Origin of the sequence: Burkholderia pyrrocinia (assembly GCF_003330765.1) — a bacterium.
GTDB lineage: Bacteria > Pseudomonadota > Gammaproteobacteria > Burkholderiales > Burkholderiaceae > Burkholderia > Burkholderia pyrrocinia_B.
Genome location: NZ_CP024903.1, coordinates 2,051,955 through 2,068,922, shown reverse-complemented (window position 1 = coordinate 2,068,922; position 16,968 = coordinate 2,051,955). Strand labels below are relative to the sequence as shown.

Here is a 16,968-nt window from a genome sequence, read left to right as displayed (position 1 = left end):
CACCCCGACAGCAAGCGCGAAAGCCTGTTTCGATACTTCAATCTTGGTCATCCGCCGCTCGACATCAAAGTGCTCCAACACCACGGCGTTGATGGAGATCAACGATCTGTGTGAACGTCGTGCGTGGCCCATGAGGTTTGCGCTGGTCGACCAGGTAAGTTGGCATTGAGAAAACCGATGACACGGTAGCGGGTGGTTGACCGGCGATACCGGCGTCGACTTCGCCCGTATCAGGCCCTTGAAATTAGGTGCGGCTTAAACGGGCCGTGACGCCGGCTCAGGCCGCGTCAGCCTCGGCGGCAACATTGAGTCGCTCGCAGCGCGCAGTCGCTGAAGGTGCCTCGTGAAGCTGCCGCCTTTGTCCGAAAAGCGATTGTCCGAACCTTCATTTCTTAATTTCGCTGTCGATCTGATGGTAAGCGCGGGAAGCGCCGGCTTGGCCCTCAGATAGCAACCATCTGATCTTGAACCAATATTTATTGGGGCCATTCCGCTAGGCCTTATGCAGTCTGGATTGCTCTAACCGGAAAATTGTGCGGAAATCAAGGTCACCCCTGTTCGGGTTCCGCATCCTCACGCGAAATCAAATGCGCGTTGGTCCGCCGATACTTGCGCGCCCACTCGGCACCAAGGACATCGTCGGAGAACACGACGCCCGGCGCAATCTGAACAAGCTGGCTCATCGGCAGATCCTCCTAAGCGGACTGAACGTCGAAGTGCGCAGCAGCGTAGCGCGCGCTGCAGTTCCACACTTCGACGCCGTCACGGGTGAACGTAGCGCATCCATCTTTTACGATCATCTCTGCGCGCGGAAATACGTCGCCATGCCCGTTTGCCACGGCAGCAAAGACTGTCCGCTCACGACACGTCGCCCAGTATTTCCCATCAGGTAACGATGGCGACATCGCGCTCAACCGTCTATCGGGCTTACTGTTCGATCAAAAACCGATCGCGGTTCTTCGCGCCCGCAATCCATTGGGGAGCCTTGCCACGCCCGCTCCAGGTCGCGCCGGTCTTCGGGTCTTGATACTTCGGCGAGATCGGCGCCCGCGTGTTCGTCGCGACCACACGGCGCCGCCCGAAAAGTTGCTCGGCCGTGATCCCATATTCGGCGATCTGTTCGCGCATTGTCATGATGATGCTGTCGAGCTCGGTGAGCCGTGCTTCTTCCGCTTGCTGTGCCAGTGCTTCAGCTTGAGCCTTGAGTTCGAGATAGGTAGCCATGAATGAGCAGGGATTTCCTGTAGAGAATTGGCCAGTGGGCAGAATACCCCTGGGTAAAGGGGGAGCTTTGATTTCGATGCATTTTACCGGGGATAGCAATCTAGGCCTGACAAGGCATTGCACTCAGCCCCCAATATTATATCAAATAAAATCAATAAGTTCTTGACTGGCCTTCCCGTCGCTTCACCCTTCCGTGTAACTTTTGGTGGCCCTTGTACATCGGGACGCGTGCGACCAACACCAATTTCGATATTCCCGATTCCCGCCGACGCGAAGAATACATGGGTGACCACATAGGCAAGCTGCGGGTGCGTACAAAGCTCCTGCCTTCACCGATAGGTCATCTTTGCGCTGGTCTGTCGATTGGGAAAGTGATTGTCGGTCGCAGAATCGGCGAAGCGCTTTGACATCAGGGTTCGCGAGGCCCGGGAGTAGTGAGTTCCAGCAGGTTATTTGTCCGCTGGCCGGCACTCCAGGAAGAAAGTCCGTCAGCTCGCGGAGTTGGCGAGCGCGTTCTGGTCAACTATCGTGAAAGAGAAGGCCACTTGATCCCGATGAACAGTACGATCTTCGCGAAATTCCGTCTGGTCGGGTAGCGTCGATTCAACCCTCTCGGGAAAAATCTGGCGCGTGCAGTCGGTGTTGAAGAGTGCGCCACGAACCCATGTATGGGGGGCAGCCATGATCGAGAAGGTCAACGGCCTACCGGACGGAGTCGCGGGATTCGTTGCGACGGGGCAGGTCACAAGGCAGGACTATGAAGACGTGTTGATTCCGGCGATGGAAGCGATGCTTCGCAAACACGCCAAGGTACGTTTGTACTATGAACTGGGAATCGATTTCACCGGCATGGATCCAGGCGCGGCTTGGGAGGATTTCAAGCTTGGCGTTCAGCACATCACGCAATGGGAACGCATTGCCGTGGTGACGAACGTCGAATGGGTCCGATTTGCGTTGGCGGCGTTTCGATTCGTGATCCCGGGGGAAATACGGGTATATGCAAGTAGCGACAAAGTGGCGGCACAGGCGTGGATCATCGAAAGCAAGTCCGCGTGATGCCACATGCGCTCGATGACACTGGCTTATGTGGAACGAGGGGCTCGATCCGTCGAACTGGATATACTAAGCTGCCGCCCTCGCAAAGGGCCGTGGGGATGCTTGGCACCAACGTTTCGAACTCGGCTGATCTATGGCCCTCGGTCAGCTAGAACCAAACTAGACCCAACGACGCGTCGGGTTGAAAGAGTGCGGCGGACGAATGAGCCGTCCGATCTCAACTCGTTGTCACCAGATCCGCCGGGGGTGCCGTCACCCTACGGCAGCAAATCACACGTTGGTCGCCAAGGCATTCGAGTTGTCGTTCTGTTGCCATCAAGCGCTCACCAAAGGGATGCCGCAGGTGGTCAAGGGAGCTAAGAACCTATGCGCTGCGCCGCGTAGGTTCTGCTCTTGTTCGCGCCTATCCGGTACACAAATTGGTCTCGACGATCGCCTCGTATTTGTCCATCGCACCAGGAGGGCTGTTCGCTCCATCACTGGCGATCGGTGCCGGGGATCGGCGCCACGTTGCACGTGCCATTTTCGGAGACGAAGCGTCCAATACGAATCGGATTCCTAATGAGTGGCGACCTACACTTGTTATTTCTCCGCTGGCACCTGCCCTCATTGAAAGCAGGGAATACCTATTCTTCACGCCGTCCCTGTATGATGCGCTACCACCCCGGACACGGCCAGTGATTTTCACATACGCGTCCATATCGCATGCTTTGGGGGCGGCTGCGGTGTGGTCAGCTACCCGCCGCCCGAGTATGTCAAGGTTGCGCCTCACCACGTTCATCCTGTCCGATCAGCAACTCGATCGGCGACAAAAACATATAGCGCGGGACGTCGAGATTCTGCGGCGCGGGCTTGTCGCGGAAGACCCGCCCCGCGAGATCGTACGTCGATCCGTGGCATGGGCACAGGAAGCCGCCAGGCCAGTCGTCGGGAAGGTTCGGCTGGGGTCCCGACTGGAAGCGCGGAATCGGAGTGCAACCGAGGTGCGTGCAGACGCCGACCACGACGAGTATGTTCCGGTGATCGGTCCGCGAGCGGAAGGCATTCTTGCAATAGTCCGGCAACGGTATTGAAAACGGATGAGATGAGTCGGGATCAGCCACCATCGAGGTCGCTTTGATGACGCCATCAAGCATCGCATCAGTTCGATTGACGATGAACACCGGCTTGCCACGCCACGCAACCGTCAACATCGCGCCTGCGGACAATTGACTGATATCGACTTTGACCGGCGCGCCCGCGGCCAGTGCGCTGTCGGGCGGCGACAACGAGTCCATGAAAGGGATAGCTGTCGCGACGCCGCCAAGGCCGCCCACGACGGACGTCGCAATGAGCCATCGCCGTCGATTAACGTTCACAACGACGGATTCAACCGCTTGTTCATCCATCGTAGCTCCTTCTAGACCGGAATGCTTTAAGCCTTCAAGTCCAAGTGCGCTCGCGGAGAAGCCTGAATGACAGTCCGTTTAGGCTTCTCCAATATTGACCTACATCGTCCAGACGAACACGGCGTGGAGATGCGAGGGCGCGTGCACGTCGAAGCTTCGCCGCTTTATCTGATCGTTGTACGTTGCCGTTACGGAATAGTGCCCGTCCGGCAGCGACACGAGCAGGAATGGTCCCGTGGTCACCGTCGAGAGGACTGTCTTGGCATGTGCGTCGGTGATCTGGACAGGAATGTCTGCCAGGTAGTCGTTGCCACCTCGCGTGCGGCCGGCGAACTCCAGGACCAGCGAATACTTACCCATCTCCTGCTTGATTGCAGTCGATTGATCGCTGCCGATCCCGCCCGACAGATAGGCGATCTTGCCCGCGTGTTCGGGCGGTGGCAATGAAGCCGGCTCAGCGGCCAGCACGCTCCCGGTCGCAGCGACAAGTACGATTACTGCTACGTGAAACGCTAAGTTGGATCGGTATTTCATCGCTACCTCCGCAAATATGCTCCATGAAGAAGCACTTGTATCGAGTCGAGTTCAACTCGCTTCCATGGTCACGAACATTCGTGTGCCGTGGCGTTCAACGAGAAGCGCCACGGCCTGCTTGGCATGCGCGATTTGCTCGAGAAATTGGGCAGTGCTCGATACCGAGGTGTTATCGACCTTCAAGATGATGTCACCCGGCTCGATTCCGGCGAACGCTGCCGATCCGCTGCTTTGCTCGACGCGGACGCCTCCCTGAATGCCTGTCGTGCGACGCTCGTCGCGCGTTAGATTGCGCACGGTCAGACCGTACGTGTCGGCCGATCCCTGGCTTCTCGCAACGACGGAAGCGTCATTGGTATTCACGGCCGCCAGGGTGAGCGCGGTATGGTGCATTGCATGAGCGCGCCAATAGGACAATTCGATCGCTGTGCCGGGGCGCATGTCGGCAACCGTCACGGGTAATCGAATCGAGTCCGGCACTGCCGCGCCATTCACGCCGACAATGATGTCACCTGCTCGCAGGCCTGCTTTTGCAGCGGGGCTACCTGCGTCGACCGACGTGACGAGCGCGCCGTTCGGTTTCGGCAACCCGAACGAAAGGGCAAGCGGGCCCGTCACCTCTTGGACCGAGATTCCCATACGTCCATGTTCAGCCTTGCCATGCAGTTTCAACTGCCGTTCGACCTTCATCGCCTCGTCGATCGGTATCGCGAATGCGAGGCCTTGGTAGGTATTACCGTTGTCCGGCGGTGGTGTTTCGATACCGATGACTTCGCCCTTGAGGTTCAGGAGCGGACTGCCGGCGTCGCCGGCATTTTCCGTAAGATCCGTCTGGATCAACGGAACATACGATTGATCGGGAAGCAGGCGGGAGGTGTTGCTCACAATACCTCGCTCGATCGAGTTTCCAAGTCCATAGGGAGAACCAATCGACGCGACCCATTCGCCAGCTTTGACAGTGGACGCAGATCCGATCTTGGCGACCGGCAGCCCATTTTCGGGAATTTTCAGCAGAGCTACGCCGCTTGCCGGATCGCTGCCGATCACCTTGGCCCGGTACGTCCGACCGTCCGCTAGGGTGACCGATATTTTCGATGCGTGAGCAACAATGTTGCTTGCATTCGTGAGGATATCGCCGTCCGCTGTAATGATGAAACCGCTTGCATGCTGCGCAGCCAACTTACCTTCGACATCCGTATGGCTCGGCGGGAACTGCTGAAAATATCGGAGGAATGGGTTGTCCTCGGGGCCGCGCGGTGGCCACAGCTGTTTCAAGTCGGACGTGCCACTGCTGCTTGAAATACTGATCGAGACCACGGCAGGACCCTGGGTCCGTGCCATGTTCTCGAAGTCGCTGACGATCCCAGGATAGGGACCTGTGAATGAGGTTGCAGTGGGGGCGCTCGGAACAGCCGCGTTCGTCGCCAAAGACGTATGCGGCGTTTGTGCCATACAACCCGCGGATAGTGCTGCGGTGACCAAATTAGCGAGCGCGAACCGCTTGAACACAATGTTTGCCATGACGCTACTCCCGCCGCGCGATCCCGAACATTGCACGTCACGTGCGCAACTTGCAGGATGACCGCTTCACTACGCGACAATTCAAGCGTAGGTGGGGAAGATTAAGGCGCGCTTAACGTAGTGACCTTTATATCCATGCAATTTGCTGGTGAGGATAATCTAGACTCGCACGGCGTTTCTGACTGTCCCCAATAAATGATCGATCTAGATCAAATGGTTGCTGTCCGGGCGCCAAGCCGGTGCTTTCCGGGCTTACCATCAGAAAAATAGGAAAAAGGAAGATGAGCTGGCGGATAGTCATGACTATCTGCCAGCTCATTTGAGGGAAATTTGGATTGCGTTGTCAGCCGCTTTCACCGCGAATCTTGTGCCCGTGGCAGCGTTCCTCAGGGCAATTCACGCTTGCACATTCGGCCGTCCATTTTTAGTATGCGGAAACCACACGCGAAACCAGCACGCAAGTTTGCGTAGCGAGGAGACCCATGCAACCCCGGACAGCGGCCCCGTTTACCATCGTGGTGGTCGCAATTGTGATTGCCTGCGCGCTGATGGGCTTGTGCGTGCTGCAACTGCTTCAGAGCCGAAACGACGCACGCGAGCGCGCCAGCGAAACCTCGCGCAATCTCGGTCTGATGGCGGAACGCGATATCGAGCGAAACTTCGAGCTCTACGACCTATCGTTGCAAGCGCTGATTCATGGTCTGCAACAGCCCGACGTGATGGCGGCAACACCGGCTGTGCGGCGCGACGTACTGTTCGATCACGCGATGACCGCGCAATTTATCGGCTCGATGCTGGTGCTCGACGCCCACGGCAACATCATCCTGGATTCCGCCAATGACGTGCCGCGCCGGGGGAATTTTTCGGATCGCAAGTACTTTACGGTCCATCGTGACAATCCGAAAGCAGGACTCTATGTCAGTGACCCATTCGCTTCGCGCCTGCGCGGCGGCAAACTCAGCATCGCGCTGTCGCGCCGGATTTCGAACCCGGATGGTTCGTTTGCTGGCATCGCGCTGATCGCGATCAACCTCGAGTATTTCCACCAGCTGTTCGCCGGCCTGTCACTAGGGCAGCGTGGCTCGATCTCTCTGATCGGCGAGGATGGCATCATGGTGATGCGTCAACCATACAATGTCGGCATCGTCGGCCGCGACATCAACAAGGCGGCAACGTTTCGGCGGTTCCAGACCGCACCGGAGGGGGCGTTCTCGGAAACAGCGTCGATTGATGGTGTTCGCCGCCTCTATTACTTTAAGCATCTCCCGAAGCTGCCGCTGATCATCATGGTTGCGGAAGCGGAGCAGGACATCTATGCGAAGTGGCGCCAACGCGCCTTGACGATCGGCGCACTGGTGGTGACCTTCGGCGCGGCCTTCATCGTGCTCTCCACCGTGCTCGGCGCGCAACTGCGACGTCGGATGCGAGCGGAGTCCGAGCTCGTGCTGCTTGCACGCACCGACGGTCTCACCGGGCTGAACAACCGTCGCAGCTTTGGAGAAGTACTGGACCGGGAGTGGCGTCGGGCGCGGAGGGCGCGTTCCGTTTTCTCGCTGCTGTTCGTCGACGTCGACCGCTTCAAGGCCTACAACGATACCTACGGGCACCAGGCCGGAGACGAGGCGCTCGCTGCGGTCGCGCGCTGCATCGGCGAAAACATCCGGCAGCCGATCGATACTGCGGCCCGCTATGGCGGGGAAGAGTTTGTCGTGCTGCTCCCCGATACGTCGCAGATTGGAGCCACCCAGATTGCCGAGCGGATTCGTGCGGCAATCAACGAGCTGGCACTCGAGCACGCCGGAAGCGAATACGGACGTGTGACCGCCAGCATTGGCTTGGCGAGTTGGCTGCCGGATCAAGACGATGAACCCGGTGCGGTGATCAAGGCGGCTGACGAGGCGCTGTACTATGCGAAGGCAACCGGCCGAAACAAGGTTGCAGCTTTTGAGTCTCAAGCGTGACAGCGCCCCGGCCTGGCACTCCGAGTTCTTTTATATAAGCGTGCGACGCGCTATTGCGGCGCCGGTCGCAGGCGATGGCAAATTCGCGAGATCGGCTTGCGAATCATCCTATCGAGGTAAATCGAGACTCCAGCACCTCAGTCGAAGGTGTGGTCGTGGCTTGCTCGACACCTGTGGCTTGAGCTGTCGCGGGAGGCAGAGAAGTCGGTATCGGAAGCGCGAGCGGGAGCGGATATGCGGGTCGCGAACGGGGATACCTCAAGGAAGCCGTCTAATGGGAGGCTGGAGGCAACATTCGAGGCGGTAGATTTACAGAATCCCGTGTCGATCGACTACCATCGAAAGCGGTCGCCTACCAACCGGGAGTGCGTACCCCAGCCATCCGGGTGATACGTGACGCTTGGGATATAGACCGGACCAGAAGCCGACTCGCTTGCCCACCCGTGACGGGCTGTCGGTGTGAGACTTGGCGACAGCAGCGGGTTGCCCACACGGAGGATCTTCCGCGCAGGAACAACGACGTGGCTGGCCGTTCCCGTATGTGGGCTTATCGAATGGCCGGGCTGTACGACGACCAGGGCGATCAGCATCGGTATCGAAATGCCGTTCACTTCTCCTCACCTAGATCGGATGATTCGGGTCAATCCATGTTGCGATCGGAGTAGCAATTGATGAAAGCACTTTGCACTACCCTTCATGCGCGCCTATATTTTAGGTCACATGATGACATAATTCCAGAAAACCCCCGGCGTTTCTGGAGTTTGTAATGGCAGCGAGCAACCGAAGGGCTGGCGGAGCCGCCACGAAGCACGACCTCGAGCAGTTGTCCGAATTCCGTTATCGGCTGAGGCGCTTTCTGCGTTTCTCCGAGGAGATGCTGCGTACCGAGGGGCTGACACCGTTGCAGTACATGTTGATGTTGCACACCTGTGCATTTCCTGACCGATCATGGGCGACCGTGGGCGAGATTGCCGAGCGGCTACAGGCATCGTCGCATGGCACGGTGGCGCTGGTCACGCGCTGCGAAGCGGCCGGGCTCGTCAGGCGCCAGACGAGCCAGCATGATCGAAGGCAGGTGGAGATCCATCTGACGCAAAAAGGGGCGGATTGTTTGCGCAAGGTCGCGGCTTTGCACAAATCGGAAATTCAATCGTTCGGCTGGGCGTTCCAGGACGTCACGGATACGAACTGAACGCCGCGACGTCGACGTTCGCGGTATGAGTGACAAAGTGGTGAACGCAATCGGCCGCCGTCGCGGCCGGCAGAGGGGGATAACGAACACACATGCAGCAGGGGGAGGTCGTTTGCAAGGAGTGGGAAATGAGCACGACCTCGAGCCTCAATCTGGAAGGCAAGCTCCGGCGTGACGCCGGGATCATCGGGCTGCTGTTCGCCAGCACGACCAGCATGGTCGGTTCCGGCTGGCTGTTCGGCGCCTATCACGCATCCCGGATCGCCGGGCCGCTAAGCATCGGTAGTTGGGTCCTGGGTGCGATCATCATCATGCTGATTGCACTTTGTTTCGCGGAACTGGCTGCGCTGTTTCCTCGCAGCGGCGCGCTCGTGCACATGAGTCACGCGAGCCACGGCGCGGGACTGGGGCGCATCTGGTGCGGACTTCTGTTTCTCGCTTATGTGCCGGTCCCGGCAGTCGAGGCGGAGGCGATCGTCACCTACGCGAACAACTATCTCCCGTGGTTCATCCAGCCGGGAAGCGCAGGCCTGTTGACGGCGATCGGCTTCATGGCCTGTGGCGGGCTGCTCGGCATCATGGCCCTGCTGAATCTGATGGTGATCCGCTGGCTGCTGAGCGTGAACTCCACCATTACATGGTGGAAAGTGCTCGTGCCGCTTCTGACGATCGCCGGCCTGCTCGGGGCAAGTACGCACTGGGGTGTGATGCAGGCCGCACCCGACAGTTACCATGTGTCGGGCATGTTCACCGCACTGCCGGCCGCGGGCATCGTCTTCAGCTATCTCGGCTTTCGGACTGCGATCGACCTCGGCGGCGAAAGCGCCAATCCGCATAGAAACATCCCGCTGGCCGTGATCGGCGCGGTGCTTCTCGCCGCTGTCATCTACATCCTGCTTCAGGTGGCGTTCATCTATGCGCTCGCGCCGGCCGACCTTGCCGATGGATGGAACAACCTCAGCTTCAAGGGCGAGATGGGGCCGTTCGCCGGGCTCGCCGCAACTCTCGGCATGGGCTGGATGGCAACGCTGCTCTACATCGACGCGTATGTATCGCCCGGGGGAACCGGACTGATGTATGTCACGGGCGGCTCGCGCATCCTGTTCGCGGCGGGTGAACTGGATGCCGGCCCGCGTATGCTGACGCGGCTGAATGCCAACAGGATTCCGTGGGTCGCCGTACTGATCATGTGGGCAGTCGGTGTGCTGTTCCTGCTGCCGTTTCCGGCCTGGCAGCAGATGGTGAGCTATATCACGTCAATTACCGTTCTCACGTATGGGCTGGGGCCCATCGCGCTGCTGGTTCTGCGGCGCAACATGCCTGAACTGCACCGACCGTTCAGGATGAGTGGAGCCGGGTTGATCGCGCCGGTCGCATTCGTCTGCAGCAATCTCGTCATCTACTGGACCGGCTTCAAGACCAACAACTTCCTGTTCTCGCTTGTCGCAATCGGCTTTGTCCTCTACGCGCTTCACCACCACGTCGTCGCGCGCCGCAGCCCTCGAGACTTCGGCTGGAAGCATATCGCATGGTTGCTGCCCTGGTTTGGCGGGCTGTGGCTGTTGTCCTGGCTGGGTGGAATCGGCGGTGGCCTGGGCGTGATCGGATTTGGCTGGGACATTCTGCTGGTCGCCATCTGGAGCGCGGTTGTGCTTGCACTGGCCATGCGCAGCGCGCTCGATGCCGGGGAGACGTCGGAGATGATGGAGCGCATGAACGAGACCAGTTGAAGGATCCCTTGGGTTGAAGCGGAGCACGCACATTCGACAGGAACCGGACCATGGCATCGGAATCGACAGGACGAGACAGCAACGCGGCCGGTGACCTCACGTCGATGCGGGTGGAAACCGGCCGCGTACAGCGTTCGACGCAAGCCGAGGACGACGCGTCGCCAATCGACATGTACCGGCTGAGTTGCCTGGGGATTGTGGTTGGCGTCGTGACGGGAATCGGCGCCGTGGCATTTCGCAGCCTGATCGGCTTTGTGCACAACACCTTTTTCCTCGGCCAGGTCTCAAGCGCATATAACGCGAGCGCCTTTACGCCGCCAGCAGTTTGGGGGGCGTTCGTCATTCTGGTGCCGGTAGTCGGCGGTCTGATCGTCACCTGGCTGGTTGGCACCTTTGCGCCGGAGGCGAAGGGGCACGGCGTGCCCGAGGTGATGGACGCGATCTACTTCAAGCGCGGCGTGATTCGCCCTGTCGTTGCCGTCGTGAAATCGCTGGCGTCTGCATTCGCAATCGGGACGGGTGCCGCGGTCGGCAGGGAGGGACCGATCATCCAGATCGGTTCTGCACTCGGCTCGACGCTCGGGCAGGCAGTCAGGATGAGCGCTGGTCAGCGCATCACGCTCGTGGCGGCAGGCGCAGGGGCCGGAATTGCCGCGACGTTCAATACGCCGATCGGCGGTGTCCTGTTCGCGACCGAACTGATGATGCCGGAAATCAGCGTGAACACGTTCCTGCCCGTCGCACTGGCGACCGGCACGGCGACGTTCGTCGGGCGGTTATTCTTCGGCAGTGCGCCGGCGTTTCTGGTGCCAGCCCAGTTGGGTGCGATTCCCGATCGCCCTGGCAGCGTGCTGACGCTCCTGCTGTATGCCGTGCTCGGCATCGTTACGGGCGCCGGCGCGGCACTGTTGACCCACGGGCTCCATTATGCGGAAGACACCTTCGAGCGCATTCCCGGTCGTTATGTACGTCACGCGCTGGGGATGTTGATCGTCGGGGTGACGATCTACTTGCTGATGCGCTTCGCCGGACATTATTACGTCGAAGGCGTGGGCTACGCGACAATTCAGGCGCTGCTTTACGGTCAGCTTGGCGGATGCATGTTTCTCATATTGCTAGCTCTATGCAAGACCCTCGCCACGTCGATCAGCCTGGGTTCGGGATCCTCCGGCGGTGTCTTCTCGCCATCGCTGTTCATCGGAGCAGCATTGGGCGGGGCGTTCGCCGCATTCGTCCAGGCGGTGCTCCCGGCTGCGCCCGTGAGTGCCCCTGCATTCGCGATGGTCGGAATGGGCGCGATGGTGGGAGGCGGTACCGGTGCGGCCATGACGGCGGTCGCGATGATCTTCGAGATGACCCGCGACTACGACATCGTGCTACCGATGATCATCGCGGTTGCGGTCAGTCTCGCGACCCGGCGCCTGCTTTGCCGGGAAAGCATCTATACGCTCAAGCTGGTCCGTCGCGGTCACGTCATTCCCAGCGCGTTGCATGCCAACATGTTCCTCGTCCAGAACGCTGCGCAAGTGATGGAAACCGATGTGCTCGTGCAGGACGCCGACGTGCTCTTCCGCGACATTCTCGGCAATCTGGATGGACCGCCATTCCGCCATGTGGTCGTGACTCGGTCGGGCCGAATCGAAGGCGTGCTCCGCATCAATACCGGGCTGCGACGCGCCATCTCTCACGATCATCCATCGGTGACGCTCGGTGCTCTCGCTCAACACAATTTCATTGTCGTCACGCCGAACGAAGCGGCGTTCGACGTGATCAGCCAATTGCGCCAGAAACACGCAACCATGGCGGTCGTTGTGACCCGGCTCGAAGCGAACGGCACGTTGGAGGTCGCCGGCGTGATTGCCAAGGAGCACATTGCGGATGCGGTGGCGAGCAGCATCAGGATCTTTCCGGAGAACCGGTGCGTGGATAGCAGGAGGCGGCCGGAACCGCCGCATCCTGACAACTACGTGCCGACGCGGGCCGACGTGCATGCCGGCAAGGAGGTTCCGCATGAAACTGAGCGTTGAACTGGCCGTGCTGCGTCGGCGACTTGCGGTTGCCTTGCACCTCGATCAATGGAAGGAGGTATTGGCCGGAAATCTGGACGATGAGGCGAACCACGATCGCGAGTGGGTCATCGTCTACCGAACGGCGAATGGATATTGCTGCCTTTACAGGGGGAAGCCGATCGCGTTCGACGAACTCTCCGACGTGCAGTCCTGGTCCGGCGAGATGGATGTCCGGACGTACTTCATGGGCTTGTGATCACGATGTCGATGACGATCCGTTCCCGCCCGAAATCTGTGGCGAGGGCGGGCCCCGCCACAGCGACGCTTCATCGATACACGATGTCCGCGCGACGATTCTGGGCCCACGACGCTTCGTCATGGCCCAGTGCAACTGGCTTCTCCTTGCCGAAACTAACCGCCTCGATCTGTGAGTCCGGTACGCCGAGCGTTTCCAGCGTGCGAAGCACGGCCTGCGACCGGCGTTCACCCAATGCGAGGTTGTACTCGCTTGTGCCACGTTCGTCGGTGTTCCCCTGAATCCGAACGTGCCGGCTTGGATGAAGGCGCAGATAGTCGGCGTGCGCCTGCAGTTGCGACTGGTATTCAGGTTTTACTTCATAGCTGTCGAAATCGAAATAGATGCTGCGTTTCGCGAGCGGACTGTTGGGGTTGTTCAGCTCGTCAGCCATGGTCGAAGGCGTGCCGATCGCCTGACCATTTGCAGCGCTCTGATTCATCATGCCGGTGGTGCCGGACGTCTTGGTTGCGGAGTGGCACCCGCCGAACAGTACGAGCACCAACACCACCGCATATCGCATCAAGCCTTTCATTACTGGTCTCCCGAAGGATGTGCTCAACCGAACTGAATGCGTCGCGGATCCTTGGAACAGGCGACAGCGCAGCTGCCGGAAAGCGCAGTGACCTTCGCTGTTCTTTTTTGTGTGCGACGGGATTTTGTAACCTGATTGCAGGGTGATCCGAAAGATTTGCGTGGATGGACAGCTAGTGGCAGGGATCACATCATGTAGCGTAGGAGAAATGTCACATCATGACTAGTTGGCGTGCTACGATGCAGGAATTCTGCAGTATTGTGAATTCAGATGTGCTCTCTCAGCTTGCTGAACTCGACGTTCGGCCGTCCCGATACGAAAGGCCGGGGCGAGCTTCCAGAACCCGGCTACCCAGCTGGGTTTTTTTTGTCCGTTGTTTGGTCTGTTCGGTAAATCGCATCAACGATGTCACAGTCGTCCTCCACGTCTTCCCGCATGACCGCGCCCGAACTGCGCGCGACCACGTCGCTCGCGGCGATCTTCGCGCTGCGCATGCTCGGCCTGTTCATGATCATGCCGGTATTTTCGGTCTACGCGAAAACCATCCCGGGCGGCGACAACGTGCTGCTCGTCGGCATCGCGCTCGGGGCCTACGGCGTCACGCAGTCGCTGTTCTACATTTTCTACGGCTGGGCGTCCGACAAGTTCGGCCGCAAGCCGGTGATCGCCACGGGCCTCGTGATCTTCGCGCTCGGCAGCTTCGTCGCCGCGTTCGCGCACGACATCACGTGGATCATCGTCGGCCGCGTGATCCAGGGGATGGGCGCCGTGTCGTCCGCGGTGCTCGCGTTCATCGCCGACCTGACCTCCGAGCAGAACCGCACGAAGGCGATGGCGATGGTCGGCGGGTCGATCGGCGTATCGTTCGCGGTCGCGATCGTCGGCGCGCCGATCGTGTTCCACTGGGTCGGGATGAGCGGGCTGTTCGCGATCGTCGGCGTGCTGTCGATCCTGGCGATCGGCGTGGTGCTGTGGATCGTGCCCGACGCGGCGAAGCCCGTGCACGTGCCCGCGCCGTTCGCCGAGGTGCTGCACAACGTCGAACTGCTGCGCCTGAACTTCGGCGTGCTGGTGCTGCACGCGACGCAGACGGCGCTGTTCCTCGTCGTGCCGCGCCTGCTCGTCGAAGGCGGGCTGCCGGTCGCCGCGCACTGGAAGGTCTACCTGCCGGTGATGGGGCTCGCGTTCGTGATGATGGTCCCGGCGATCATCGTCGCGGAAAAACGGGGCAAGATGAAGCCGGTGCTGCTCGGCGGCATTCTGGCTATCCTGATCGGTCAATTGCTGCTGGGCAGCGCGCCGCATACCATCCTGATTGTGGCGGCGGTCCTGTTCGTGTACTTCCTCGGGTTCAACATCCTGGAAGCGTCGCAGCCGTCGCTCGTGTCGAAGCTCGCGCCGGGTTCGCGCAAGGGTGCGGCCACGGGCGTCTACAACACCACGCAGTCGATCGGGCTCGCGCTCGGCGGCATCGTGGGCGGCTGGCTGCTGAAGCACGGCGGCGCGAACACGGTGTTCCTGACGTGCGCCGGATTGGTTACGGTGTGGCTCGCAGTCGCGGCCGGCATGAAGCAGCCGCCGCCGCGCATTTGAACGATCTCGAAGTCGTTCGACATTCGAAACAGGCAGACCAGTGTTTGGGGGGAGACCGATGATTCGCATTTCCGCGCTCGCGGATCGACGTGCGTTGCTGCACGCCCGGCGTCTGTGGCTTCACTACGGCGTGTTCTGGCTGGGCGCGGTTGCCGTGGGCCTCGTGGCGGTGCTCTACGCGAAGCTGATCGATTTCGGCTACGGGTTTTTTCTGGGCTACGCTGCCCGGCACGCGTGGCTGCCACTGATCGTCACACCGATCATCGGTGCGCTCACGGTCTGGCTGACGCGGCGATTCTTCGACGGCGCGGAAGGAAGCGGTATTCCGCAGGTAATTGCGATGCTTCACGCACCGGGCAACGGGGGCGCACGGTTGCTCAAGTTCCGGATCCTGGTCGGGAAGATTCTCGTTTCGTTCCTGGCCATTCTCGGCGGTTTCACGATCGGACGCGAAGGTCCGACGATCCATGTGGGTGCTGCGCTCATGTTCAACCTGCGGAGGTTCTATCCGCAGCGGTTTCGTGCGATACGCCCCGGCGTGCTCGAGCATCGGCTGGCTCTTGCGGGCGCGGCCGCGGGTCTTTCCGCAGCTTTCAATGCGCCGCTCGCAGGCGTGGTGTTCGCGATCGAGGAACTCACGCGAAGCTTCGAGCAACGCACGAGCGGTGTCCTCATTACGGCGATCATCTTCGCCGGCATCGTGTCGCTCGGCATTCAGGGCAACTACGTCTATTTCGGCACGATCGACGTCGGGACGCACCTGCCCGAGTCGTTGGCGCTGGCGGTCGTGCTCATCGGCGTGATGGCGGGTGTCATGGGCGGGATCTTCTGCTGGATATTGCTCAACACGCGGCGCTGGATGCCGAGCAGGCTCCAGGATTTCCGTGCCAACCGGCCGGTTCTGTTTGGCGCCCTGTGCGGGCTGGTCGTCGCGGTCGTCGGCGTTGCGACCCACGGCCATACGTTCGGCAGCGGATACGCGGAAGCCCGGGGCATGCTCGAGAGCCACGCCGACGTCAGCATCCTGTACCCGGTGTTCAAGATGGTTTCGATGATCGGCTCCTATCTTCCCGGCGCGCCGGGCGGCCTGTTCGCACCGTCTCTGGCGATCGGCGCGGGGATCGGCAATACGCTGCATATCCTGTTCTCGGGGATGCAGTTGCAGATGCTGATTGCACTCGGGATGGTCGGCTATCTGGCCGCAGTCACGCAAAGCCCGATCACGGCGTTCGTGATTGTCATCGAAATGATCAACGGCCACGCACTCGTCATCTCGCTGATGGCCACGGCCCTGATTGCGAGCCGCGTGTCGCGATTCTTTGCTCCGCCGCTGTATGAAGCGCTTTCGACACGCTATTTCCCCGGAGACCACCGGTGACCTCAAGGGCATCGGTTCGCGGCGCGGGACATGATTAACCTCGTCCAGTTCTACTCATGAAGGGTTTGCTCATCTTTCTCTCAGCGTTGATGCTTCTGTTTGCCTATGCGGCACGATCCAGCGCTGACGACACGATTTCAGAGGATTATCGCTATCTGGCGCGTATTAACGTTCGCCCGGTCGTCATCAATTGCGTCGCGGAAATCGACCGATGGATCCGAACTTCGGCGAAATTCGACATGTTTCTCGCACCGGACGTTCGTTTGCTGAGGGCCAAAGTTCGCGCGTTTCGCGCGATCGACGGAAGTGCCGACAACGGACCGTCTGTGGATTCAACGGTGACCATTCGCGCTTCAGCGCGCCTGCGGCCTCGTGCTGCCTGGATTCCCGTGAAGGCACGGTGCAACATCTGGCGCACGCGCGTGGTGGGCATTGCAATGAAACCAATGGAATGACGGCGGTCGGCTCGCGCATGCCGAGCCGTGACCAACACGAGCGCTGACATTAAATCGAGCGCAGGTGCTGTCGAACCATTACGCCGGATCTGGCGCC

At 60.2% G+C, this 16,968-nt stretch carries 16 protein-coding genes; 9 read left to right on the top strand and 7 right to left on the bottom strand.

Annotation, left to right across the window (positions count from 1 at the left end; genetic code table 11):
• Positions 1-548: 548 nt before the first annotated feature.
• Genes CUJ89_RS38890 through CUJ89_RS26905 form a run of 3 tightly spaced genes read right to left on the bottom strand, consistent with a single transcriptional unit; the run spans position 549 to position 1,224 of the window.
• Positions 549-683: a hypothetical protein gene (locus tag CUJ89_RS38890; protein WP_265341765.1), complete on the bottom strand. Its 135-nt coding sequence runs from the start codon at positions 681-683 to the stop codon at positions 549-551.
• A gap of 12 nt (positions 684-695) precedes the next feature.
• Entirely contained in the window at positions 696-905 is a 210-nt protein-coding gene (locus CUJ89_RS38640) for a hypothetical protein (protein ID WP_114180379.1), read from the bottom strand.
• 22 nt (positions 906-927) lie between these two features.
• Positions 928-1,224 (bottom strand): H-NS histone family protein, encoded by a 297-nt coding sequence (locus CUJ89_RS26905; protein WP_114180378.1) that lies wholly within the window; start codon positions 1,222-1,224, stop codon positions 928-930.
• A 681-nt stretch (positions 1,225-1,905) separates the two neighbouring features.
• Between CUJ89_RS26905 and CUJ89_RS26900 the strand changes: the two genes are divergently transcribed.
• A complete protein-coding gene (locus tag CUJ89_RS26900; RefSeq protein ID WP_114181582.1) occupies positions 1,906-2,280 on the top strand; it encodes an STAS/SEC14 domain-containing protein in 375 nt (124 codons plus the stop codon).
• Positions 2,281-3,035: 755 nt separating this feature from the next.
• Here the strand turns inward: CUJ89_RS26900 and petA are convergent.
• The 3 genes from petA to CUJ89_RS26885 form a co-directional block, all read right to left on the bottom strand.
• Entirely contained in the window at positions 3,036-3,668 is a 633-nt protein-coding gene (gene petA / locus CUJ89_RS26895; RefSeq protein WP_114180377.1) for a ubiquinol-cytochrome c reductase iron-sulfur subunit, read from the bottom strand.
• A gap of 99 nt (positions 3,669-3,767) precedes the next feature.
• Positions 3,768-4,202: a carboxypeptidase regulatory-like domain-containing protein gene (locus CUJ89_RS26890; RefSeq protein ID WP_114180376.1), complete on the bottom strand. Its 435-nt coding sequence runs from the start codon at positions 4,200-4,202 to the stop codon at positions 3,768-3,770.
• A 51-nt stretch (positions 4,203-4,253) separates the two neighbouring features.
• Positions 4,254-5,723, bottom strand: a complete 1,470-nt coding sequence (locus CUJ89_RS26885; RefSeq protein WP_236654970.1) for a trypsin-like peptidase domain-containing protein — start codon at positions 5,721-5,723, stop codon at positions 4,254-4,256.
• Between the two features lie 482 nt (positions 5,724-6,205).
• Between CUJ89_RS26885 and CUJ89_RS26880 the strand changes: the two genes are divergently transcribed.
• From CUJ89_RS26880 to CUJ89_RS26860, 5 genes are all read left to right on the top strand, one after another.
• Entirely contained in the window at positions 6,206-7,684 is a 1,479-nt protein-coding gene (locus CUJ89_RS26880) for a sensor domain-containing diguanylate cyclase (protein ID WP_114180375.1), read from the top strand.
• Between the two features lie 766 nt (positions 7,685-8,450).
• On the top strand, positions 8,451-8,876 hold the full coding sequence (locus tag CUJ89_RS26875; protein ID WP_114180374.1) for a MarR family winged helix-turn-helix transcriptional regulator: 426 nt from the start codon (positions 8,451-8,453) through the stop codon (positions 8,874-8,876).
• A gap of 128 nt (positions 8,877-9,004) precedes the next feature.
• Positions 9,005-10,606: an APC family permease gene (locus CUJ89_RS26870; RefSeq protein ID WP_114180373.1), complete on the top strand. Its 1,602-nt coding sequence runs from the start codon at positions 9,005-9,007 to the stop codon at positions 10,604-10,606.
• Between the two features lie 50 nt (positions 10,607-10,656).
• Positions 10,657-12,633: a chloride channel protein gene (locus CUJ89_RS26865; protein WP_236654969.1), complete on the top strand. Its 1,977-nt coding sequence runs from the start codon at positions 10,657-10,659 to the stop codon at positions 12,631-12,633.
• Positions 12,617-12,871: a hypothetical protein gene (locus tag CUJ89_RS26860; protein ID WP_114180372.1), complete on the top strand. Its 255-nt coding sequence runs from the start codon at positions 12,617-12,619 to the stop codon at positions 12,869-12,871. The genes CUJ89_RS26865 and CUJ89_RS26860 overlap by 17 nt, the downstream gene beginning before the upstream one ends.
• A gap of 70 nt (positions 12,872-12,941) precedes the next feature.
• Here CUJ89_RS26860 and pal read toward each other — a convergent pair whose 3' ends face one another.
• Positions 12,942-13,445, bottom strand: a complete 504-nt coding sequence (pal, locus tag CUJ89_RS26855) for a peptidoglycan-associated lipoprotein Pal (RefSeq protein WP_114180371.1) — start codon at positions 13,443-13,445, stop codon at positions 12,942-12,944.
• 405 nt (positions 13,446-13,850) lie between these two features.
• Between pal and CUJ89_RS26850 the strand changes: the two genes are divergently transcribed.
• From CUJ89_RS26850 to CUJ89_RS26840, 3 genes are read left to right on the top strand one after another with little or no spacing between them, the layout of a single operon-like run.
• Complete coding sequence (locus tag CUJ89_RS26850) at positions 13,851-15,038, top strand: MFS transporter (protein WP_114180370.1); 1,188 nt, start codon at positions 13,851-13,853, stop codon at positions 15,036-15,038.
• A gap of 58 nt (positions 15,039-15,096) precedes the next feature.
• Entirely contained in the window at positions 15,097-16,416 is a 1,320-nt protein-coding gene (locus tag CUJ89_RS26845) for a chloride channel protein (RefSeq protein WP_114180369.1), read from the top strand.
• Between the two features lie 56 nt (positions 16,417-16,472).
• Positions 16,473-16,871 carry a BspC domain-containing protein gene (locus CUJ89_RS26840; protein WP_114180368.1) on the top strand — a complete coding sequence of 133 codons (399 nt, stop codon included), beginning with the start codon at positions 16,473-16,475 and terminating at the stop codon, positions 16,869-16,871.
• The last annotated feature ends 97 nt before the right edge of the window (positions 16,872-16,968 follow it).